Here is a 21,386-nt window from a genome sequence, read left to right on the forward strand (position 1 = left end):
GAATAAAAATCAGGCGTACCTGCGTACGCCTGGTGAAAAATCAGACATCCAGTAATAAGCGGGCCGGATCTTCAAGCATCTCTTTAATAGCCACCAGATATCCGACAGATTCACGACCATCAATTAAGCGGTGATCATAGGAGAGCGCCAGATACATCATTGGCAGGATCACAACCTGACCCTCGACCGCCATAGGACGATCTTTAATCGCATGCATCCCGAGAATGGCACTCTGCGGCGGGTTGATAATCGGTGTCGACATCAGTGAACCAAATACGCCGCCGTTAGTGATAGTAAAGTTCCCGCCGGTCAGTTCTTCAACGGTCAGTTTCCCGTCGCGCCCTTTTACGGCGAGTTCTTTAATTTTTTTCTCAATATCCGCCATGCTCAGTGCATCAACATCTTTCAGCACCGGCGTCACCAGTCCGCGAGGGGTGGATACCGCAATGCTGATATCGAAGTAATTGTGGTAAACCACATCATCACCATCGATAGACGCATTCACTTCCGGGTAACGTTTCAACGCTTCCACGACCGCTTTCAGATAGAAAGACATAAATCCGAGGCGGACACCATGGCGCTTCTCGAACGCTTCGCCATACTGTTTCCTGAGATCCATGATGGGCTTCATATTGACTTCATTAAATGTCGTCAGCATGGCGGTGTTGTTTTTAGCTTCCAGCAGGCGCTCTGCCACCCGTTTACGCAAACGCGACATCGGCACACGTTTTTCACTGCGGTTGCTCATCACCGGTGCAGCCGCAGGGGCAGATCCCTCAGCCGGAGACGCCACTGATTTTGACTGTGCCGCCAGATGCTTTTCAATATCTTCCCGGGTCAGGCGGCCACCGACTCCACTGCCGCTGATTTTCGCCGGGTCCAGAGAGTGTTCAGCAATCAACCGGCGGATAGCCGGGCTTAACGCATCATTGGATCCTTCTTCCAGAGAAGCATTCTGACGTTGTGCAGGTGTTGATTCTTTCGCCTCTGGCTTAATATCAGATTCTTTACCGCTGCTGTCGCTCTCTTTCAGACGTCCCAGTAACTGCCGGGAAGTCACGGTCGCACCTTCATCTTCCAGAACCGCGTCCAGTACACCGTCGGCAATGGCAGGCACTTCCAGAATAACCTTATCGGTTTCAATCTCAACCAGCACATCATCGCGTCGAACACTGTCACCCGGTTTCTTGTGCCAGGTCGCGACGGTGGCATCGGCAACAGATTCAGGCAAATCGGGAACGAGAATATCTAAACTACTCATTTTCTATCCTTATAATCAATCAACGTTCAGCGCATCATTTACCAGCTGTTGCTGCTGCTGCTGGTGAACCGACAGATACCCCACTGCCGGTGAAGCGGATGCCGGTCTGCCGGCGTAGTGCAGTGATGATCCCTGCGGTACAACTTCACGGAAATTATGCTGACTGGAATACCAGGCCCCCTGATTCAGTGGCTCTTCCTGACACCAGACAAAATCAGTGACATGTGAATACGGCTGCAGGAGTTCCTGAACCACCTGGTGCGGGAACGGATATAACTGCTCAATCCTCAGGATAGCCACATCCTGCTGACCATTTTTACGGCGCTGTTCCAGTAAGTCGTAATAGACTTTGCCGGAACACATCACTACGCGGCGGATATTCTCTGCCGGCAGCGGATCAATTTCACCTATCGCGGGCATAAACTGACCGGAGGCCAGTTCTTCGAGGGTAGACACTGCCAGCGGGTGACGTAGCAGTGACTTAGGTGACATAACGATCAATGGCCGGCGCATACCCCGCAGAGCCTGACGGCGCAGCATGTGGTAGACCTGCGCCGGGGTGGAAGGTACACACACCTGCATATTCTGTTCTGCACACAGCTGCAGATAACGTTCCAGACGGGCCGAGGAGTGCTCCGGTCCCTGACCTTCATAGCCGTGGGGCAATAACATCACCAGACCGCACATGCGACCCCATTTTTGTTCACCGGAACTGATGAACTGGTCAATCACTACCTGTGCGCCGTTCGCGAAATCCCCGAACTGAGCTTCCCAGATGGTCAGCGTCCGGGGTTCGGCAGTGGCATAACCGTATTCGAATGCCAGTACGGCCTCTTCGGACAAGACAGAATCCCAGACTTTGAATTCCCCTTGTCCATTGTGGATGTGCTGTAACGGTGTGTAGGTTGAACCGTTCGTCTGGTTGTGGATCACCGCATGACGGTGGAAAAAGGTGCCTCGCCCGGTATCTTCCCCGGAAAGGCGGATAGGAACGCCTTCATCCACCAGCGTCGCGTACGCCAGGTTCTCCGCTCCGCCCCAGTCAAATAATTTGCTGCCTTCAGCCATTTCCTGACGGTCACGGTAAATTTTCTGTACCCGTGATTGCGCCTCAATTCCGTCAGGGATCTGACTGATACGGCGCGCCAGCTCCTGCAAACGCTTCATTCCGACCTGTGCCGGATAGCTCTCATCCCATTCATGATTCAGGTACGGTGACCAGGTATAAGAGTTAAGAGACATTGGCCGCCATTCATCAACCACACACTCACCGGCATCCAGCGCATCCCGGTACAGATTGACCATTTCAGTGGCATCCGCACTGCTAATCACCCCTTCTTCCTGCAGGCGATCGGCATAGATTTTACGCGGGGTCGGGTGTTTTTTAATCTGCTTATACATGACCGGCTGAGTCGCACTTGGCTCGTCGGCCTCATTGTGGCCATGACGGCGATAGCAGACCAGATCGATAAACACATCACGTTTGAAGGTATTACGGTAATCCAGGGCCAGCCGTGTCACAAAGGCAACCGCTTCCGGATCGTCGGCATTCACATGGAAGATCGGTGCCAGCACCATTTTACCGATATCGGTACAGTACGGTGTTGAACGGGCATCCAGCGGGTTCGACGTGGTGAAACCCACCTGATTGTTAATCACGATCCGGACGGTTCCTCCCACCTCATAGCCTCTGGCCTGGGACATATTCAGGGTTTCCTGTACCACCCCCTGCCCGGTGATCGCCGCATCACCATGAATGGTAATAGGTAATACCTGATCGTGTGAGCGCTCCTTCAGCCTGTCCAGCCTGGCTCTGACCGAGCCCATAACGACCGGGCTGACAATTTCCAGATGGGACGGGTTAAAGGCCAGAGCCAGATGCACAAGACCGCCTTCGGTTTCCACATCCGAGGAGAAGCCCATGTGGTACTTCACATCTCCGGTACCCAGCAATTCTTTATGCTTACCGGCAAACTCATCAAACAGATCCTGCGTTTTCTTACCCAGGACGTTAATCAGGACATTCAGTCGCCCACGGTGCGCCATGCCCAGTACCACTTCGCGGGTGCCGTTTTTTCCGGAGTGGCGGATCATCTCGCGCAGCATGGGGATCAGTGCATCGCCGCCTTCCAGTGAAAAACGCTTAGCGCCGGGGAATTTGGCGCCCAGATATTTCTCAATCCCTTCTGCCGCCGTCAGCTCTTTCAGGAATTCTTTCTTTTCCTTAGCAAGGAAACTGGCACGCCCGACAACAGACTCCAGTCGCTGCTGGATCCAGCGTTTTTCTTCGGTGTTGTTGATGTGCATATATTCCGCACCGATCGAACCGCAATAGGTTTGTTTCAGTGCTTCATACAGGTCGGCCAGTTTCATGGTCTCTTTGCCTATGGCAAAGGAACCGACATTAAAACTTTCCTGAAAATCATCCGCCGTCAGATCATGAAAAGCCGGGTCAAGATCCGGCACCGGTTCCTGTTTCCAGAGACCTAAAGGATCAAGTCTGGCCTGCTGATGACCACGAAAACGAAAGGCATTAATCAGTTGCAGTACTTTCACCTGGCGGGAATTGACTGCCGGGTCAGTGACTGAGGAGGTGTAGCGGGTCGAATCTTTTGCCAGGCGACGAAAATATTCACGGGTCGTAGAGTGGAACTGCTCCTGACGGAGATCGTTTGCCGGGAACTGTTCGAACATTTCCCGCCAGACGGGTTCGACAGAGGCAGGATCAATGAGGAAGTCCTCATAGAGTTGTTCTATATAAGACTGGTTAGCTCCTGCCAGCCAGGAGGAGTCCAGCCAGGGCTTCATTGCGTTGTTCTGCATGGTGATCCCTTAAGCATTGTCATGCTTTTCGTAGTTATTGTTGCCGTTTACACGGATATTCCGGGACAGTGCATAGGTCAATGAATGCCATTCCCTCAGATTGTCCATATCTTCTGTTGATGCAGTGGCATTCCCTACGGCCCGGCCTGTTCAGACATTGACCCCGTGTCATGCCCGCAATCATCACCTTGTTTTATATCATTAAACGCGGTACTACATGCAAGATTCTCTTGCCCGAACAGTGGCCTTACCCGCAAAGATAAGCCCCGAAGTGTCATTTTTACGACAGGTCAGCGCTATCTTTGTCAGGGCGAAACGTCCAGGTGACGACGTTGGCGCTCTTGCTAACATGACTTTCGGTGCCGGGAGAGGAGACCTCCCCGGCGCCGGGTCAGGCATTACGGTGCAATAACATGGACTTAATATGACCAATGGCTTTGGTCGGGTTCAGCCCTTTCGGACAGACACTGACACAATTCATGATGCTGTGGCAGCGGAAGACGCTGAAGGCATCGTCCAGGTTATCCAGCCGGGCATCGGTTTCGGTATCCCTGCTGTCAATCAGGAAGCGATACGCGGCCAGCAAACCGGCCGGGCCGATAAACTTGTCCGGATTCCACCAGAAAGACGGACAAGACGTCGAACAACAGGCGCACAGAATACATTCGTACAAGCCGTCCAGATGTGCCCGCTCTTCCGGAGATTGCAGGTTTTCACGGGCGGGCGGATTTTTGTCATGACTCTGCAGGTACGGTTTAATTTTTTCATACTGGGCATAAAACTGCCCCATATCGACCACCAGGTCGCGGATCACCGGCAGGCCCGGTAAGGGACGAACCACAATTTTCCCCTTACCGCGGAGTGCCGAGACCGGCGTAATACAGGCCAAACCGTTTTTACCGTTCATGTTCAGGCCATCCGAACCGCAGACACCCTCGCGACAGGAGCGACGGAAGACCAAAGTCGGGTCCTGTTCTTTCAACAGGATCAATGCATCCAGCAGCATCATATCCCGCCCTTCTTCCGCCTCCAGTGTGTAGTCCTGCATCCGTGGGGCATCATCAACTTCCGGATTGTACCGGTAAACAGAAAACTCAAGTTTCATTTGTCTCTCTCCACCGGTTAATAGGTACGTACTTTTGGCGGAAACGCCGCACGTAACTTCGGTTGCATATTCACTGTGCGCCGCGTCATGCTTTCGTTATCCGGTAAATAGAGACTGTGGCAGAGCCAGTTTTCGTCATCGCGATCCGGGAAGTCAAAACGACTGTGCGCTCCGCGGCTTTCGGTGCGATAGTTCGCAGCCATGGCCGTGGCGTAGGCGGTTTCCATCAGGTTATCCAGCTCCAGACATTCCACCCGCTGCGTATTAAAATCCGGTGAACGATCATCAAGACGAGCTGATTTCAGTCGTTCGCGGATAGCTTTCAATTCTTCCAGCCCCTTAGCCATCGCTTCACCTTCACGGAACACCGAGAAATTGTGCTGCATGCATTGCTGTAGGGCTTTACGGATTTGGACGGGGTCTTCACCCGTAGTGTTGTTATCCCAGCGCTGGTAGCGGGCCAGTGCCGCAGTAATTTCTTCGTCTGTCGCCTCCGTCAGCGGGCCTTGTTCGGCAATGGATTCCGACAGGTGCAGACCGGCAGCTCGTCCGAACACCACCAGGTCCAGCAGGGAGTTTCCTCCCAGGCGGTTAGCACCGTGAACTGAGACACAGGCGATTTCCCCGACGGCAAACAGCCCCGGGATCACTTTATCATTACCGTCTTCATCAAGGGTCAGCGCCTGACCGGTTACCCGGGTCGGGATGCCTCCCATCATATAATGGCAGGTCGGGATCACCGGAATCGGTTCCTTAACCGGGTCGGCATGGGCAAATGTCCGTGATAATTCAAGGATCCCCGGCAGGCGTGATTCCAGCACCTCTTTCCCCAGATGGTCCAGTTTCAGCTTAAGGTGAGGCCCCCATGGGCCATCGCAGCCGCGTCCTTCGCGAATTTCTATCATCATTGAACGGGCAACCACATCCCGTCCGGCCAGATCTTTGGCATTCGGGGCATAACGTTCCATAAAGCGTTCACCATGCTTATTCAGCAGATATCCGCCCTCACCACGACACCCTTCGGTGACCAGCACGCCGGCTCCGGCAATCCCTGTCGGATGGAACTGCCACATCTCCATATCCTGAACCGGAACACCGGCCCGCAATGCCATCCCGACACCGTCACCGGTATTAATATGGGCATTCGTCGTCGACTGGTAGATCCGTCCGGCACCGCCGGTCGCCAGAATGGTTGCCTTCGCTTTGAAATAGACCACTTCACCGGTTTCGATACATAACGCCGTACAACCGACAATGGCACCCTGCGCATTTTTCACCAGGTCCAGGGCGTACCACTCAGAGAAGATGGTGGTATTGTTCTTCAGGTTTTGCTGGTAAAGCGTATGTAATAACGCATGTCCGGTACGGTCAGCTGCCGCCGCAGTACGCGCCGCCTGCTCTCCCCCGAAGTTTTTCGACTGTCCGCCAAACGGCCGCTGATATACCCGGCCATCATCGAGACGAGAAAAAGGCAACCCCATGTGCTCCAGCTCCAGAATGGCTTCCGGCCCGGTTTTACACATATATTCGATGGCATCCTGATCCCCGATATAATCAGAGCCTTTTACGGTGTCATACATATGCCATTCCCAGTTGTCTTCGTGGGTATTCCCCAGCGCAACGGTGATCCCGCCTTGTGCAGACACGGTATGGGAACGGGTAGGAAAGACTTTAGATAACAGGGCACAGCTCTGCCCTGACTGAGAAATCTGTAGCGCGGCACGCATTCCTGCGCCACCCGCACCGATAACGACTGCATCAAACTCTCTGACCGGCAAACTCATTTACACACCCCACACAATAATCGTTCCATAAATTGCATACGTCAGCAGCGCCAGCACGATCACGCCCTGAAGCACCAGCCGTAACGCAATGTTTTTCACATAATCGGTCAGGACCTGCCACATACCGATCCAGCCATGAATAAGAACCGAAAATAGCGTCAGCAAGGTGAATACGCGGGTAAATGTCAGCGCGAAGAATCCACGCCAGACCTCAAAGGTTAGCGGGCCGGAAAAAACGAAAAATCCGAGGATGAACAACACATACAGTGCAATCACTATTGCTGCGCCACGTAACAGCAACCAGTCATGAATGCCATTACGTCCAAGTGCAGATACGCTGCTTACCATAGTAATACCCCCGCCAGAACCGCCAGAATCACGGTAATTACGAAACTGATTTGTGCAGACCGTGTACCGGCCTCCAGGCTTTCATCCAGCATACCAAAATCCATGAGCAGGTGCCGGAGCCCCCCGACAATGTGGTAAGCCAGAGCTGTCATTATCGCCCACAGGATAAACCTGACGATAAAACTCCCCAGCAGAGTGGATGCTTGCTGAAAACCTTCGGGGGAAGAGAGAGAAAGTCCAAGTAACCACAGCAGAATGCCCACGGCAATCAACGTGATTACGCCGGAGACACGGTGGAGAATGGATGCTATTGCAGTCACGGGAAACCGGATCGTCGAGAGATCCAAGTTGACAGGTCTTTGTTTTTTCACGATTTGCCCACACAGCTCTTTATTATTTTAGCTTCCTCCGGCCTTGCAGGAGACGTAAAAATCTGCATCACGACTGACTTTTACGGGACCAATACAGGTAACATCCAGTGTTAAATGACGCGAAAAAACGCTGGGTGCCTCCTGATAACAAGAGTTTCCGGAGACCTTTTCAAAGTATAGGGTTATCACAATCTGATTACAATTACCCTACAAATTGTTTGGATAAATTTGCCCGGAACAGTGATCAGTATCACGTTACAAGCCGATTTTCCTAAAGCCGAACCAGCATTCACATAAAAACAACATTTTTGTCACATTCAACGCTGATTAATCGATATAATACCTCCTGAAGGTGGGGATAGACTTTCAGTTATCTGTAAGTTATATAACTGTTTAGAGATAAACGCTAAAACGATGACAACAACGATACTTTTTATGTCACCCGGAGGCGAATAACTCCAGATATTTCCAGCTATTACGGAAGCATTTATGCCGGAATAACTTCACAAAGCGTGTAACTTGTATTTATTTTGTAAAGCCAGTATTACGCATATTTTGGCGTCCGGAGAGTCTCTGCCGGGCGCTAAAGGAGACCGAGATGACAGACAAGAAAGTGACGCTTACCCTGGATGGGGCCGAGCCATTAGAGCTCAATGTCCTGCGTGGCACTCTGGGTCAGCATGTGATAGATGTTCGTGCATTAGGGAACAGCGGGCTGTATACCTTTGACCCCGGGTATACCTCCACGGCATCCTGCGAGTCCAGAATAACGTATATCGACGGCGATGAAGGCATCCTGTTGCACCGGGGTTACCCTATCTCACAATTAGCAACACATTCGAACTATCTGGAAGTCTGTTATATCCTGCTGTACGGCGAAACCCCGACACGGGATCAGTATGAAAAATTCCGTACCTCGGTCACCCGGCATACGATGATCCATGAACAGATCACACGTTTATTCCACGGTTTTCGTCGCGATTCACACCCGATGGCGGTGATGTGTGGCGTTACCGGGGCACTGGCCGCGTTTTATCACGACTCGCTGGATGTCAATAATGAACGTCACCGGGAGATTGCCGCCTTCCGTCTGCTGTCTAAAATGCCGACGGTTGCAGCCATGTGTTACAAATACTCTATCGGTCAGCCCTTCGTGTATCCGCGTAATGATCTCTCTTACGCCGGCAATTTTTTACACATGATGTTTGCAACCCCTTGTGAAGAATACGTCGTCAATCCGGTGCTTGAAAAAGCGATGGATCGTATCCTGATATTACATGCCGATCATGAACAGAATGCATCGACCTCTACGGTCAGGACGGCAGGATCTTCAGGCGCGAATCCGTTTGCCTGTATCGCCGCGGGGATTGCCTCTCTGTGGGGGCCGGCCCACGGGGGAGCGAATGAAGCGACTTTACGTATGCTGGAAGAGATTGAGACCGTTGAGCATATTCCTGAGTTTATTCGCCGGGCGAAAGATAAAAACGACTCTTTCCGTTTGATGGGCTTTGGTCACCGCGTGTATAAAAACTATGACCCACGGGCCACCGTCATGCGTGAAACCTGCCATGAAGTGCTCAAAGAGCTGGATATGAAAGACGATCTGCTGGAAGTGGCCATGGAGCTGGAGCACATTGCACTGAATGACCCGTACTTTATCGAGCGTAAACTCTACCCTAACGTCGATTTCTATTCCGGCTTGATCCTGAAAGCGATGGGGATCCCGACGTCTATGTTTACGGTGATCTTTGCAATGGCACGTACCGTCGGCTGGATCGCACACTGGATTGAAATGCATGAAGAAGGAATGAAGATCGCCCGTCCAAGGCAATTATATACCGGCTATACGGAGCGTGAGTTCCATACCAGCCTCACCGAATAATTCAGGCGACAAACACCTCCTGCACGGAGGTGTTTGTCCTCCCGGCCAAACAGCCCCTGTCATTAAGAACGCTCAACGGAGGCAGGCAGAGCCTCCGGGTCTAGCCAGCCGGTCAGCTCTCCCCTCTTTCGACCGTATTAGCCGGTAAAGAGTTTCTGTAATACTTTACGCATAGGCTCTTTATCTGCCTCTTTATCGAACCAGTAAGTGAGGTTTAACGCCCCCTGATTCACCAGCATATTTAATCCATTCAGTGTCCGGCAACCTTTATCCGCGGCTTTTCTTAAAAGCGCTGTTTGCGGCGGATTGGGGATCACATCAGCAACAAACAGCGAGCTTTCCAGACTCTCCGTATCAATGTCCGGTAACGCGTCAGCATCATCCAGCCCGACAGACGTCGCATTCACCAGAATATCCGGAAGCGGATCAATGCGTAACCCCGGTGTCCAGGCCTTAAAGGTCGCTTTTGCTTTCGTATTGTCGTTGATCAGATCGACCAGTTCCTGACCTTTTTTCTTATCACGGTTAATGATGGTAATTTCTGTGGCTCCGGCTAAGGCCGATTCCACGGCAATGGCCCGGGCTGCCCCCCCGGCTCCCAGCAATGCCAGGGTTTTGCCTTTGACATCAATTTGCTCACTTAATGCCTCGACGAACCCCTTACCGTCGGTATTCTCGCCGGTGAGTTTACCGTCACGGATAATGACACAGTTAACGGCACCGATGACTTTGGCTGAGGTGCCCAGTTCATCAATATACTCAATAATGGCCTGTTTGTTGGGTATGGAGCAGTTAAACCCGCGCCAGCCCATGGCTTTTGCACCAGCCACGGCCTTCTCAAGCTGCTCTTTGCCGACATCACAATTGATATAACGGGCAGGAATGCCCTGATGCTGGTAGGCAGCTTCCATGACGGCCACGGTGGGGTTTTCGGCACAAGGTGAAGAGAAAGAACCGGTCAGATCACTCAGAAAATTTTCTTGTTCAGCCATCAGAAACTCCTGTTATCAGAATGTTTCTTTAAGCCTTAAACAGAATGGCAGCACTGTCAACGTTACTGCCATTGATAATATGAATCATAATATTACCCGCGGCATGATCGCCGCGTGCGACCCGATATCCTGTCCTGCACATCGGGGCTTCAGGCAGTGATCATAATATTTTCCCGGCGGAAGGCTTCACACAATGCCCGGGCGAACAGCAAGGCATGTTCCCCATCCCCATGCAGGCAGACGGTCTGCGCGGTGACACGAACCTGCTCCCCGCTCACTGCGGTGACTTCCCCCTGCTGTACCATCTGCAAAGTCTGAGTGATCGCCTGGCTGGCTTCAGCCAGTAATGCGCCGGGTTCTCCGCGAGGTACCAGCTCACCCTTCACGGTATATCCCCGGTCTGCAAACACTTCCTCACGCGTCGCTAAACCGTAATGCTGCCCCGCGGCAATCAACTCACTGCCGGCCAGTCCGACCAGAATCAGTCCGGGATCTGCGGCGAAGACCGCCCGGGCGATGATGTCTGCCAGTTGTCTGTCACGCGCCGCCTGGTTATACAGCATTCCGTGGGGTTTCACGTGGGCTAACGCAACGCCTTCACTGGCGGCAATGGTTTTTAACGCCCCAATCTGATAGAGCTGCTGCGCATAGACGTCCGATGCCGGTAACGTCATCGCCGTCCGGCCAAAATTCTCACGATCCGGAAAAGAAGGATGCGCTCCGACCCGTACCCCGTATTGTTTTGCCAGACGTACGGACTGCAACATGGTGGATGCATCACCGGCATGAAATCCGCAGGCGATATTGGCTGAACTGACTAATTGCAGCAACTGATCATCCAGAGCCGAACCCTCACCCAAATCCGCATTTAAATCTATTTTCATCTCTCTGAGAGTCCCCATTCCATCATCTTCAGTACATGCTGCTGGTGCTGTTTTGCCCGTAATGCTTCTTCATGAGTACAGTGAACAAAATGTATCGGCTCCCCCGGGCGTATCTGTGCCAGATGGTAAAGATCCGCCGAAATCACCACGCCTATCCGGGGATAACCTCCCGTCATCTGGGCATCTGCCATCAGAACCACAGGCTGTCCGCCGTTAGTGACCTGTATCGTCCCCGGCAGCACCGCATGGGAGAGTAACTCCCGGCCGCACGGCCGTTGGAGTTGCCGGCCCTGTAAACGGAACCCCATCCGGTTACTCTGAGCTGACAGCGTCCAGCCTGTACGCCAGAATGCCTGACCGGATCCGCGGCTGAACTCATGGTATTCGGGCCCGGGGATGACCCTCACGCGATTTCCCCACAATAATTGCCTGACCCCGGCACTGTGTGAAAACTCCCGGGTCGGCGGATTCAGCGGTAACTGATCACCGTCACGCAGATAGCGCCCCTGCCAGCCACCAAACCCGGCTTTCAGATCCGTACTGACGGATCCCATGACCTCAGGCAGATCAAAACCGCCATTGATCGCCAGATAGCTTCTGACTCCGCGCAGTGCACGATGTAATGTCAGCACCTGTCCTGCCCTGGCGAAAGTTCGCCAGCCTGTCCAGACGGGCTTACCCTCAAGTTCGGCCTCACAGCCTGCACCGGTCAGGGCGAACCAGCTATCGCGTCCAAAAATGAACTGAGCCTGTCCGAAAGTGACCTCGAGGACGGCGCTGTTTTCAGGATTACCTGCCAGCAGATTCGCCGTTTTCATGGCCGGCAGATCCAGGGCTCCGCTCAGGCTGATCCCTGACTGGCTATAGTGATAGCGCCCGGCATCCTGAACTGAGGTGGCCATTCCGGCACGGAGGATGGTTAACATTGTCCCTCCTTCTGAGGCACAAAGCGCACCGTATCCCCGGGAGCCAGTAAAACCGGCGGGATGCGTTGCGCGGAAAATAAAGATAACGAGGACTGGCCGATAAGCTGCCAGCCCCCCGGCGTCGGAAGCGGATAAATACCCGTCTGGCTTCCGCCAATCCCGACGCTGCCTGCAGGTACCGAAATTCTGGGCTCAGCCCGGCGCGGGCAGTGAAGACTGACATCCAGCCCGCCCAGATAAGGGAACCCGGGCTGAAAACCAATAAAATACACGGTATAGAGCGCAGCACTGTGCCGTTCAATGACCTGAGAAGGCGAGAGCTGGCAATAGCGGGCAACCTCTGCCAGGTCCGGACCCGCAGCCCCTCCGTAGATGACCGGGATAGTGACGGTTCGCGATTCAGGAATAGCCGCAGAGCTGTTTTCCCATTGGCTGCGAAGTCCCGCCAGCGCGGCCCTGGTATCCGACGGAATATCCTGCAGAATAACGGTCAGATTGTTCATTCCGGGAATGACTTGCCGGACCCCTTGCACTTTTTCCAGTTGCCTGGCCATTCCCCGGATTTTGTGCTGCGACGCCAGGGATACCGGGGGAGATAGCTCCATCACCAGTGCCTGCTCTCCCAGCATGTAATATCTGATTTGCTGCACCACCTGCCTCCGCATTAAAAACACGGCCCAATAAAGCCAATGTAGTGTCCACAGACACCTGTGATCCCGTGCTACCGTTATCCGTAACTGAAGGATCTGTGTCAACATTTTTAATAATTCAGAGACATACGGTAAAATGATGGCAGCCGGCCGGGGACAGAAAATGTCATATTTTCCGTAAACAGGAGATGAACTTCGCCAATAGAATAGCCTTGCAGGAGAGGAGGATCAGGCCGGATTATCCCTGCGGGGGAAAACCGCTTACCGGGGTATCCCTGCAGGGAAAAATTAAGTATGACACGGTAATGCAAGGCCCTGCCGGGAAGACCCCCGGCAAAGCCCTGTCAGTGACGGAAAGGACACTCAGGCCGGGTTGTCGATATCGACGAAAGTGACCTGCAAGCCCTGCTGTTCGCTGAGCCATTCCCCTAAGGCACGTATGCCTCCGCGTTCGGTCGCATGATGACCGGCCGCATAAAAATGGAGGCCTCGCTCACGGGCAACATGGATAGTCTTTTCCGAGACCTCACCGGTAATAAAGGCATCAACACCAAAATCTGCCGCATCATCGATAAAGCCCTGCCCCCCTCCGGTACACCACGCGATGCGGGTGATGGTGTCGGGAGCATTCTCCCCGCTATGCAAAGGTTCACGACCCAGTTTATCCTGAATCAGCAACTTCAGGGCTTCACCGCTTAGCGGAGTGCTCAGCGAGCCATAAGGCACCAGCGGAACGATTTCACCCTCCGCCTGAATACCGAGCAGTTTTGCCAGTTGGGCATTATTCCCTAACTCAGGATGAGCATCCAAAGGAAGGTGCCAGCCATACAGATTGATATCATTCAGTAGCAGCGTTCGCAGGCGCTGACGCTTCATCCCTTTCACCAGCGGCGACTCATTTTTCCAGAAATAACCATGATGGACGATCACGGCATCTGCCTGTAATTTTACCGCCTCATCCAGCAGAGCCTGACAGGCGGTAACACCGGTCACTACCCGTTTTACTTCAGGACGACCTTCAACCTGCAGACCGTTAGGGGCGTAATCGCTGAAACTGTGGCTGTTCAGTTGCTGATGGATCAATTGTTCAAGCCGGGTATTATTCATTCTGTTTCTCATTTTCCGGGGGATGGATTGTGCTTCCGGGCAGCCTCGTAGGCCTGCAGAGTCGTCTGACGCGCCTGCTTATGATCAACAATCTGTGCCGGATAATCCAGTGTTTTGCCGTGTTTTTTCGCCCAGTTGACCGGATCATGGATAGCTTTATCCGGCACAGCGGACAGCTCAGGGATCCAGCGCCGGATGAAATTACCGGCAGGGTCAAAACGTTCACCCTGCAGTTGCGGGTTAAAAATGCGGAAGTACGGCGCCGCATCGGTACCGGTGGAGGCGGCCCATTGCCAGCCACCGTTATTAGCGGCCAGCGAACCATCCAGCAATTGCGACATAAAGTATCGCTCACCTTCCCGCCAGTCGATAAGCAAATCCTTCACCAGGAAACTGGCGACAATCATCCGCAACCGGTTATGCATCCAGCCGGTTTCGTTCAGTTGCCGCATAGCGGCATCCACCACCGGAAACCCGGTCTTACCCTGTTGCCAGGCCCGTAATTGGTCATCATCCTTGCGCCAGCGGACATTTGCCGTCCAGTCGGTAAAGGGCTGATGACGACACAATGCCGGATAGGCCACCAGCAGATGAATATAAAACTCCCGCCAGAAGATTTCATTCAGCCAGCTGAAGGCATTCCCGCCGGACAGGGCTTCGGGATGGTCATGAAGGATACGTAACAGACACTGCCGTGCCGAAATCTGCCCGGTCGCCAGGTACGGAGATAATACGCTGGTGCCCGCATGTTCCGGGAAGTCCCGCAGACGATGATACTGTTCAGCTCCTTGCTGACTGAACTTACGCAGGCGCTGAAGGGCCGCCCGATGACCGGGAGGAAAACATTCCCTGTCATAGTCGCGACTCTGCTCACTCAGTGACGGGATATCATCCGCCTGAATATCCGCCGGATGTGCCCGCTTGTCAGGTGCGGGGTAGCACTCCGGGAGTTCATGTAAAAGCGCTTTGACCAGCGCTTTACTGAAAGGGGTATAAACATTGTACATTGTCCCTTTACCGGTCAGTACGCTGCCGGGAGGAACCAGGGTTCCGTCATGGAACCCCTGACTCACGATATCCTCTTCCGCGAGTTTTTGCTCTGCCCGTTGGTCTCGACGGTGTTCGTTCAGTTCGTATTGGTAGTTATAAAAAACCTGAGTCACCTCATACCTGTGACAGATACCGGAAAGCTGTTCCACACTCTGCGTAAAATCATCACAGGCAGCAAACAACAGCGGGATCCCCAGCCCGCTAAGGTCTTCACTCAGATGTTGCAGACTGTCACGAATAAACGATAGCTGACGTCCGGACACATCATGCTGCTGCCATTGCCCCGGGGTGGCGATGTACAGGGCTATCACCCTGGCATCAGGATCCTGGCAAGCCGCATACAGTGCAGGATTATCATTCAGACGTAAGTCATTTCTCAGCCAGACAAGATGAGTTTTCACAGCGCCTCCGTTTGCAGGGAAAATTCTGCCACAGAGGGCAGAGAGGGGAAAAGGTAGCGCTGGGATGACAACCAGCTATGCGGGTACATAGCAAGATAGCGCTTCAGCTCTGCCACCGGTGCTGACAGCGGTAATTCCCCGCGTCGGTAATCATCAATAATCGCCGCCAGTGCTTGTCTCTGCGGCCCGCTGAGGTGCGGGCGGAAATACCCCTGGATATGCATCAGCACATTGGTATGGTTTTCCCGCGTCGCAGGGCAGCTAAGAATTTCCATCAGCTTGCGGCGATACGCCAGCGCAAACGCTTCCAGGGATGGCCAGTCAGACATACCGGCCACCAGCGGTCCTGACTGACGATACAACGGCTGAGAATGCGCCAGTAATTGATATTTGTAACAGGTATGAAACTGCATCAGCCGGTTTGCTGTCAGCTCTCCGTCACACAAGGCATCAAATTCTGCACGTGCTGCCACCGATGCCAGAAACTGCTGACGCTGTTCGGGACGGGCGAGATCACTTTCATCCGTTAACGGCAGAGAAGGGACATGTCCGGATAAACTTTCATATTCAGCCCGGCTCACCTGTTGTGAAATAATAATCCCGTTAACGGGCCAGAGCGTTAATTTCTGACGGCTGGTCAGTGGCGGGTGCTCAGCATGTTCACGAGTCATGAGTGCTGTAACATCCTGTGCTGTAATGTGTTTCAGTCGGAATCCGGAAGGCAAATCAACCGCCAGGCGTGTCATGGCCTGGTCCCGGGACTGCGCGGTCAAAACCCCGATAAGCGGAGAAAGCGTCATAAACCTGTACCTTATATTTAAAACTGTACAGGTTTGGAGTATAACGGCAATCACAGAAAAGATCTCCCGCTATCGCGTTTCCCGGTTTTTTCCCAATAAATATCCTCCGGCATAGCCGGAGGTTTTTCAAATGCGCCTGTAAGGCTCTCTTACCAGCAGCGCCCTAACAGGCGCATCGCAATCTGACATTTGCATTTTGGATTACTTACGGCCCGTAAACGGGCTTCCCGGATAAGGGATCGACAACTGCTCTCCCATTTTATCCGCTTCGAGTTGGTGCTTTATATATTCCTGTATCTTTTTCGTGTTCTTGCCTACTGTGTCTGCATAGTATCCACGGCACCAGAACTCCCTGTTTCTATACTTAAATTTCAAATCCCCGAACTGTTCATACAGCATCAGACTGCTTTTGCCCTTCAGATACCCCATAAAGCCCGATACACTCATCTTCGGCGGGATCTCCAAAAGCATATGAATATGATCAGCACAACATTCTGCTTCCAGGATATTCACATTTTTCCATTCACACAGCTTTCTTAAAATGCTCCCTATTGCCCTTCGCCGCTCTCCATAAAAGACCTGCCTTCGGTACTTAGGTGCGAAAACTATGTGATATTTACAGTTCCATCGGGTATGCGCTAAGCTCTTTTCGTCCCTCATTGGGACCCCCTTTTGATTTCCTGTTGAACCTTTGCAGTTGCCAGACCGCAAGGTGTTTTAACAAATCAAAAGGGGTTTTTATATACGGCCCAAAGCTGAAAGCTTTACGGAACCCCCAGCCTAGCTGGGGGTTTTCTGGATACAANATTCACATTTTTCCATTCACACAGCTTTCTTAAAATGCTCCCTATTGCCCTTCGCCGCTCTCCATAAAAGACCTGCCTTCGGTACTTAGGTGCGAAAACTATGTGATATTTACAGTTCCATCGGGTATGCGCTAAGCTCTTTTCGTCCCTCATTGGGACCCCCTTTTGATTTCCTGTTGAACCTTTGCAGTTGCCAGACCGCAAGGTGTTTTAACAAATCAAAAGGGGTTTTTATATACGGCCCAAAGCTGAAAGCTTTACGGAACCCCCAGCCTAGCTGGGGGTTTTCTGGATACAATAAAAAAGCCTGAACTTTCGTTCAGGCTCTCTTAAAGAATGATGGCGGTGAGGGAGGGATACACTCGCTGCGTAGCAGCTCGCCCTTCGGGGGGCCGCTGGCCCTGCAAAACCTGTCAGGTTTTGTCGAACCCTGCGAGGGTTCTCACCCTCCCGGCAGGATGCCTGCTGACAGGCAATAAAAAAGCCTGAACTTTCGTTCAGGCTCTCTTAAAGAATGATGGCGGTGAGGGAGGGATTCGAACCCTCGATACGTTGCCGTATACACACTTTCCAGGCGTGCTCCTTCAGCCACTCGGACACCTCACCACTTTTTGTTGTCAGTCGCTGTAGCGGCTAACGGGGCGCTACTATAGGGAGTCAGTCGCAAACGGTCAAGAATTATTTTTCTCTTTTGTTTTACCCGGTTAGCTTATGAACGAATTGCTTTATATAACCGCAATTCGCTGCTTTTTCGGGCAGGGGTTGCGGTTGCAGGATCAGTCTTTCACTTGTTCAGAGTAACGCTTACGCAGCTTCTGAAGTTTAGGCGGGATCACTGCCAGACAAAAACCGTTGCGCTGACCTTCACCTTCCCAGTAGTTCTGATGATAGTCTTCAGCCGGATACCAGGTCTGTAACGGTTCGATAGTGGTGACTATCGGCGCACTGTGGTCAGCAGCGGCGCGGGCGATGGCGGCTTTCGCTTCCAGTTCCTGCGCCGGGGTGGCCGGGAAAATAGCAGAGCGGTACTGAGTACCGATGTCATTCCCCTGGCGGTTCAGCTGGGTAGGGTCATGAGTCGCGAAACTGATATCCAACAGGTCTCCATAACTGACCAGTGCCGGATCAAAACTGATACGAATAGCTTCAGCATGGCCTGTCGTCCCTTCACAGACGGTCTGGTAGGTCGGATCCAAAGTGGTTCCGCCGGTGTAACCGCTCTCGACCGATACCACACCCTTAATGCTTTTAAATACCGCTTCGGTACACCAGAAGCAGCCTCCGGCAAGCACAATCGTTTCTGTCATTTTTCTCTCCTAAGTCCTTGTCGCGTAATGGTAATATTATCTCAGGAACCGAAATAACCACTACCAAATTTTGGTTGATCGCTGTAAAATATGGCAAAAAGGCAGCCAAATTTTAGAGGTTCCTGATGACCAGCACCACACCGCGAGGCATTCAAGAAATTAGTTGTACATTAAAAGATGACACTGTCAAGAGTGCACATCGTGTGCGGATTACAAGGCAGAACTTCAAAGGTCAACGGAGTAGAGTTTTTTATAACTTAAATGAAGCCAAAGAATATTTGTCACTCTCAAAAAGCGTCCAAGGTAAAAAGTTAATTTATTCCATTGAGCACACAGAAGAAGAAAAATATTGTGCTGACAAAGAAAATCGGAATGATTTTATCTTTGAGAATTTTTTGAAGCTCTACATTCGTGATTACATTGATACCAAGCCACGAGAAAATGAGATTCAAAAAAGATACCATGCAAGCACGGTAGCTTTTTACAATATTGTTCTTGAAGCTTCCATTCTTGATAGATCCCCCACCTATAAAGAAAAAGTAGACATGGGTATCGGCAATCCTGAAGATCCAGTTTATAATTCCTTCGGAAAATACGACATTCGAAAACCACTAACAAAAAGCATTACTTAAATAGAGAAAGATGAGCTCCTAGATTTATTTATTCAGTTTTCCAACTAATACAAAATGTAGATGATTATGAAAAAATATGACCACTTCGAAGAATACGAATGGATTGGCTTGTTTTGGGCGGAAACCATTCCAAATGAATCAGAAATATCCATGGAATTTCCGGGGAAACTAACTTACAGTATTGAAAATGGAGTCCAATTAAGTTTCCTTTACCCGGCGGTAAAAAAAATAAAAAAATTAAAATATATCCATGGCGCCCTTGAAAACGGGGAGAAATGCACACTATTTGGGGATTTTGATCCAGACAGGTTTGGTTTTCATTTTGGTGAAATTTCTATATATAAAGCAAAGATTACTTTTAATTCTGTAATTTTCGGGATTCATACAACCACTGAGGATAAATTCGACGGAATATCATTGGATCTTACTAACTTCCAAGAGTTTTGCCACCCTCAAGGATTTCTAGACTTGGCAAAATATTCTGAGAAACCGATTTTCGCTGAATATCATGGCGACATTGAAATATCGTTGGTGAACAGTGCGAAATTCAAACAGTTAGAGTTCAATGTTGATACACTTTTTCATTGCAGAAATGAAGAAGCAGGTCTTGAGATAAAGAATGCAATAAAAGAAGTAATTGAAAAATACAAGGGCGAAGAAATACTTACCAGGACGGATATAGGCTGGGAGTTGTTGTTAAAAAATAAAAACGGCCTAACTATTTATGAAGCAATGAAAAATACTTTACTGATAGAGCAATTCTTGTCTCTATTGATTTTCTCTCCAACAAGAAGAACACGATTAAATGTACTAAATCGAAGCGACGAACAGCCGGATCGTTTCAAGTATTTACCCACCTTAACAACCCTATTTGATATAAGCAAATTTAAAGAAAAGGTTCTCAAGGCAGATTTATCACACATGTATCTTCCAATTAATGGAAGAAATATTGATTTTGGAAAAACAATAAAAAACTGGTTTGCTGAATATGAGAAATTCCAAATGTATGCATTTTCTTTGTCTAATAAATTTGGAAGAACAACAGAGCCTGAAATAAGATCAGAAATAATTGTCAATCTCGCACAAATAGAAGCAATTGCAAATAGTTTAGGAAAAACAAAGTCAAACGAAAAGTATGACTTTCCCATATCACACTATGATAAAGGCCAAATAAGAGAAACTCTCCGAAGAAGTCTTAAATTGTCAGAGTCAGAAAAGATAGGAGCAGCATTATCTGAGTTAAGAAGTGAAATTGCACATTTTGGCAGACCAATAACCAGGATAAAAAAAATGTCCCTCTCGGATTTGCACACTGTTCAAAAGTGCTTGAGTTTTATCATATGTTCTTCTATATACGAGAAGTTAGGAATTCCCGAAAAAAATATCTCTGCATTCCAGGAGCGGCATTTTCCCAAACCAATCGATTTTAATAAATACATTAACCAAATGCCTTTAGAAGATAATAAAATTGAACCTGAAGATTAGTTGAATTCAAACTCTGAATAATAAAAAATCCAGTCATTCCGACTGGTTTTTTTATTATTCAGAAAACCCCCAGTTAGGCTGGGGGTTCCGTAAAGCTTTCAGCTTTGTGCCGTATATAAAAAACCCTTTTGATTTGTTAAAACACCTTGCGGTCTGGTAACTGCAAAGGTTCAACAGGAAATCAAAAGGAGGTCCTAATGACGAAAAGAACTTAGCGCATATCCGATGCCTACCATGAAGCTGGACCAGATCGTCAGGGTCCTTCTAACTCATGAGGTCCTTGGGGGACCGGCACCAGCCAAAGAACAGCACCTTGGATGAGCAACCAATAAAAATCAACAAAAAATATGTAGCCATATAGATCAATAAGTTCCAAGAGTTTTGTTGCCATAAAAATACATAACTAGTCTTATAGATACCAGAAGCAGCCCCCGGCAATTACTGCATATTCAATAGTCATAATAAGTTCTCTCTTGTGTACTGCTTCATTGTGCTTATGAGTATATCAGATGCGCTCAATAACCCATTTTTCAACCCGGCCTGTCATTAAATGCCGAAGGCGGAGCAGGCTCCCGGGATGATCTGAACGATTTTCCATCAGAAAACCTGCACATTGAGTCATACCTGTCGCCGGAGGAGACCGCCGGAAAATATTCGTCATACGGCCACGCTGTGGAAAGAACCGACCTCCGTGGCAGGATAAATTACCCAAAGCAGTCTATTATTAACAATAAAGTAACAAAAGTTAAGCGCGGGTGAAAATATCTGAACT

The 21,386-nt window shown here is 50.6% G+C and carries 18 protein-coding genes, 1 tRNA gene, 1 other RNA gene and 1 pseudogene; 3 read left to right on the plus strand and 18 right to left on the minus strand.

Annotated elements, in window-relative coordinates; all coding sequences use genetic code 11:
• Positions 1-40 precede the first annotated feature (40 nt).
• From odhB to sdhC, 6 genes are all read right to left on the minus strand, one after another.
• Positions 41-1,261 (minus strand): 2-oxoglutarate dehydrogenase complex dihydrolipoyllysine-residue succinyltransferase, encoded by a 1,221-nt coding sequence (gene odhB / locus CG67_RS10785; protein WP_025902956.1) that lies wholly within the window; start codon positions 1,259-1,261, stop codon positions 41-43.
• 15 nt (positions 1,262-1,276) lie between these two features.
• On the minus strand, positions 1,277-4,084 hold the full coding sequence (gene sucA / locus CG67_RS10790) for a 2-oxoglutarate dehydrogenase E1 component (protein ID WP_025902957.1): 2,808 nt from the start codon (positions 4,082-4,084) through the stop codon (positions 1,277-1,279).
• Between the two features lie 391 nt (positions 4,085-4,475).
• Positions 4,476-5,189, minus strand: a complete 714-nt coding sequence (locus CG67_RS10795) for a succinate dehydrogenase iron-sulfur subunit (RefSeq protein ID WP_025902958.1) — start codon at positions 5,187-5,189, stop codon at positions 4,476-4,478.
• 17 nt (positions 5,190-5,206) lie between these two features.
• Positions 5,207-6,973 (minus strand): succinate dehydrogenase flavoprotein subunit, encoded by a 1,767-nt coding sequence (sdhA, locus tag CG67_RS10800; RefSeq protein ID WP_025902959.1) that lies wholly within the window; start codon positions 6,971-6,973, stop codon positions 5,207-5,209.
• On the minus strand, positions 6,974-7,321 hold the full coding sequence (sdhD, locus tag CG67_RS10805) for a succinate dehydrogenase membrane anchor subunit (protein ID WP_025902960.1): 348 nt from the start codon (positions 7,319-7,321) through the stop codon (positions 6,974-6,976). It lies immediately after the preceding gene.
• Entirely contained in the window at positions 7,315-7,707 is a 393-nt protein-coding gene (sdhC, locus tag CG67_RS10810) for a succinate dehydrogenase cytochrome b556 subunit (RefSeq protein ID WP_029991644.1), read from the minus strand. The genes sdhD and sdhC overlap by 7 nt, the downstream gene beginning before the upstream one ends.
• A gap of 583 nt (positions 7,708-8,290) precedes the next feature.
• Between sdhC and CG67_RS10815 the strand changes: the two genes are divergently transcribed.
• Positions 8,291-9,574: a citrate synthase gene (locus CG67_RS10815; protein WP_025902962.1), complete on the plus strand. Its 1,284-nt coding sequence runs from the start codon at positions 8,291-8,293 to the stop codon at positions 9,572-9,574.
• Positions 9,575-9,711: 137 nt separating this feature from the next.
• Here CG67_RS10815 and aroE read toward each other — a convergent pair whose 3' ends face one another.
• The 12 genes and pseudogenes from aroE to msrA form a co-directional block, all read right to left on the minus strand.
• Entirely contained in the window at positions 9,712-10,566 is an 855-nt protein-coding gene (gene aroE, locus CG67_RS10820; protein WP_025902963.1) for a shikimate dehydrogenase, read from the minus strand.
• A gap of 149 nt (positions 10,567-10,715) precedes the next feature.
• Complete coding sequence (gene pxpA, locus CG67_RS10825) at positions 10,716-11,450, minus strand: 5-oxoprolinase subunit PxpA (protein WP_025902964.1); 735 nt, start codon at positions 11,448-11,450, stop codon at positions 10,716-10,718.
• Positions 11,447-12,376, minus strand: a complete 930-nt coding sequence (gene pxpC / locus CG67_RS10830) for a 5-oxoprolinase subunit PxpC (RefSeq protein WP_025902965.1) — start codon at positions 12,374-12,376, stop codon at positions 11,447-11,449. The genes pxpA and pxpC overlap by 4 nt, the downstream gene beginning before the upstream one ends.
• Positions 12,370-13,026 carry a 5-oxoprolinase subunit PxpB gene (gene pxpB / locus CG67_RS10835; RefSeq protein WP_025902966.1) on the minus strand — a complete coding sequence of 219 codons (657 nt, stop codon included), beginning with the start codon at positions 13,024-13,026 and terminating at the stop codon, positions 12,370-12,372. Before pxpB ends, pxpC begins: the two co-directional genes overlap by 7 nt.
• Positions 13,027-13,389: 363 nt before the next feature.
• Positions 13,390-14,133, minus strand: coding sequence for a type 2 GTP cyclohydrolase I (locus CG67_RS10845; protein ID WP_025902968.1), 744 nt, complete (start codon positions 14,131-14,133; stop codon positions 13,390-13,392).
• Positions 14,134-14,141: 8 nt separating this feature from the next.
• A complete protein-coding gene (phrB, locus tag CG67_RS10850) occupies positions 14,142-15,584 on the minus strand; it encodes a deoxyribodipyrimidine photo-lyase (RefSeq protein ID WP_025902969.1) in 1,443 nt (480 codons plus the stop codon).
• Positions 15,581-16,384, minus strand: a complete 804-nt coding sequence (locus CG67_RS10855; protein WP_025902970.1) for a DUF1722 domain-containing protein — start codon at positions 16,382-16,384, stop codon at positions 15,581-15,583. Before CG67_RS10855 ends, phrB begins: the two co-directional genes overlap by 4 nt.
• 201 nt (positions 16,385-16,585) lie before the next feature.
• Complete coding sequence (gene tnpA / locus CG67_RS10860) at positions 16,586-17,044, minus strand: IS200/IS605 family transposase (RefSeq protein WP_025902971.1); 459 nt, start codon at positions 17,042-17,044, stop codon at positions 16,586-16,588.
• A gap of 149 nt (positions 17,045-17,193) precedes the next feature.
• Positions 17,194-17,343: pseudogene (locus tag CG67_RS17505) on the minus strand (transposase); the annotation flags it as partial.
• A gap of 187 nt (positions 17,344-17,530) precedes the next feature.
• Positions 17,531-17,656: non-coding RNA, RtT sRNA (locus CG67_RS17510), on the minus strand.
• Between the two features lie 52 nt (positions 17,657-17,708).
• Positions 17,709-17,796: transfer RNA gene (locus CG67_RS10865), tRNA-Ser, on the minus strand.
• A 170-nt stretch (positions 17,797-17,966) separates the two neighbouring features.
• Positions 17,967-18,497 carry a peptide-methionine (S)-S-oxide reductase MsrA gene (gene msrA / locus CG67_RS10870; protein ID WP_025902972.1) on the minus strand — a complete coding sequence of 177 codons (531 nt, stop codon included), beginning with the start codon at positions 18,495-18,497 and terminating at the stop codon, positions 17,967-17,969.
• A gap of 125 nt (positions 18,498-18,622) precedes the next feature.
• Here msrA and CG67_RS10875 point away from each other — a divergent pair, with 125 nt between their 5' ends.
• A complete protein-coding gene (locus tag CG67_RS10875; RefSeq protein WP_025902973.1) occupies positions 18,623-19,129 on the plus strand; it encodes a hypothetical protein in 507 nt (168 codons plus the stop codon).
• 66 nt (positions 19,130-19,195) lie between these two features.
• A complete protein-coding gene (locus tag CG67_RS10880) occupies positions 19,196-20,614 on the plus strand; it encodes a hypothetical protein (RefSeq protein ID WP_025902974.1) in 1,419 nt (472 codons plus the stop codon).
• Positions 20,615-21,386: the final 772 nt, after the last annotated feature.

The organism is Tatumella sp. UCD-D_suzukii, assembly GCF_000611875.2.
GTDB lineage: Bacteria > Pseudomonadota > Gammaproteobacteria > Enterobacterales > Enterobacteriaceae > Tatumella > Tatumella ptyseos.

Coding starts and splice junctions, on each gene's coding strand:
- odhB (WP_025902956.1), bottom strand. CDS start 1,261: ATGAGTAGTTTAGATATTCTCGTTCCCGATTTGCCTGAATCTGTTGCC.
- sucA (WP_025902957.1), bottom strand. CDS start 4,084: ATGCAGAACAACGCAATGAAGCCCTGGCTGGACTCCTCCTGGCTGGCA.
- CG67_RS10795 (WP_025902958.1), bottom strand. CDS start 5,189: ATGAAACTTGAGTTTTCTGTTTACCGGTACAATCCGGAAGTTGATGAT.
- sdhA (WP_025902959.1), bottom strand. CDS start 6,973: ATGAGTTTGCCGGTCAGAGAGTTTGATGCAGTCGTTATCGGTGCGGGT.
- sdhD (WP_025902960.1), bottom strand. CDS start 7,321: ATGGTAAGCAGCGTATCTGCACTTGGACGTAATGGCATTCATGACTGG.
- CG67_RS10815 (WP_025902962.1), top strand. CDS start 8,291: ATGACAGACAAGAAAGTGACGCTTACCCTGGATGGGGCCGAGCCATTA.
- aroE (WP_025902963.1), bottom strand. CDS start 10,566: ATGGCTGAACAAGAAAATTTTCTGAGTGATCTGACCGGTTCTTTCTCT.
- pxpA (WP_025902964.1), bottom strand. CDS start 11,450: ATGAAAATAGATTTAAATGCGGATTTGGGTGAGGGTTCGGCTCTGGAT.
- pxpC (WP_025902965.1), bottom strand. CDS start 12,376: ATGTTAACCATCCTCCGTGCCGGAATGGCCACCTCAGTTCAGGATGCC.
- CG67_RS10845 (WP_025902968.1), bottom strand. CDS start 14,133: ATGAATAATACCCGGCTTGAACAATTGATCCATCAGCAACTGAACAGC.
- CG67_RS10855 (WP_025902970.1), bottom strand. CDS start 16,384: ATGACGCTTTCTCCGCTTATCGGGGTTTTGACCGCGCAGTCCCGGGAC.
- tnpA (WP_025902971.1), bottom strand. CDS start 17,044: ATGAGGGACGAAAAGAGCTTAGCGCATACCCGATGGAACTGTAAATAT.
- msrA (WP_025902972.1), bottom strand. CDS start 18,497: ATGACAGAAACGATTGTGCTTGCCGGAGGCTGCTTCTGGTGTACCGAA.
- CG67_RS10875 (WP_025902973.1), top strand. CDS start 18,623: ATGACCAGCACCACACCGCGAGGCATTCAAGAAATTAGTTGTACATTA.
- CG67_RS10880 (WP_025902974.1), top strand. CDS start 19,196: ATGAAAAAATATGACCACTTCGAAGAATACGAATGGATTGGCTTGTTT.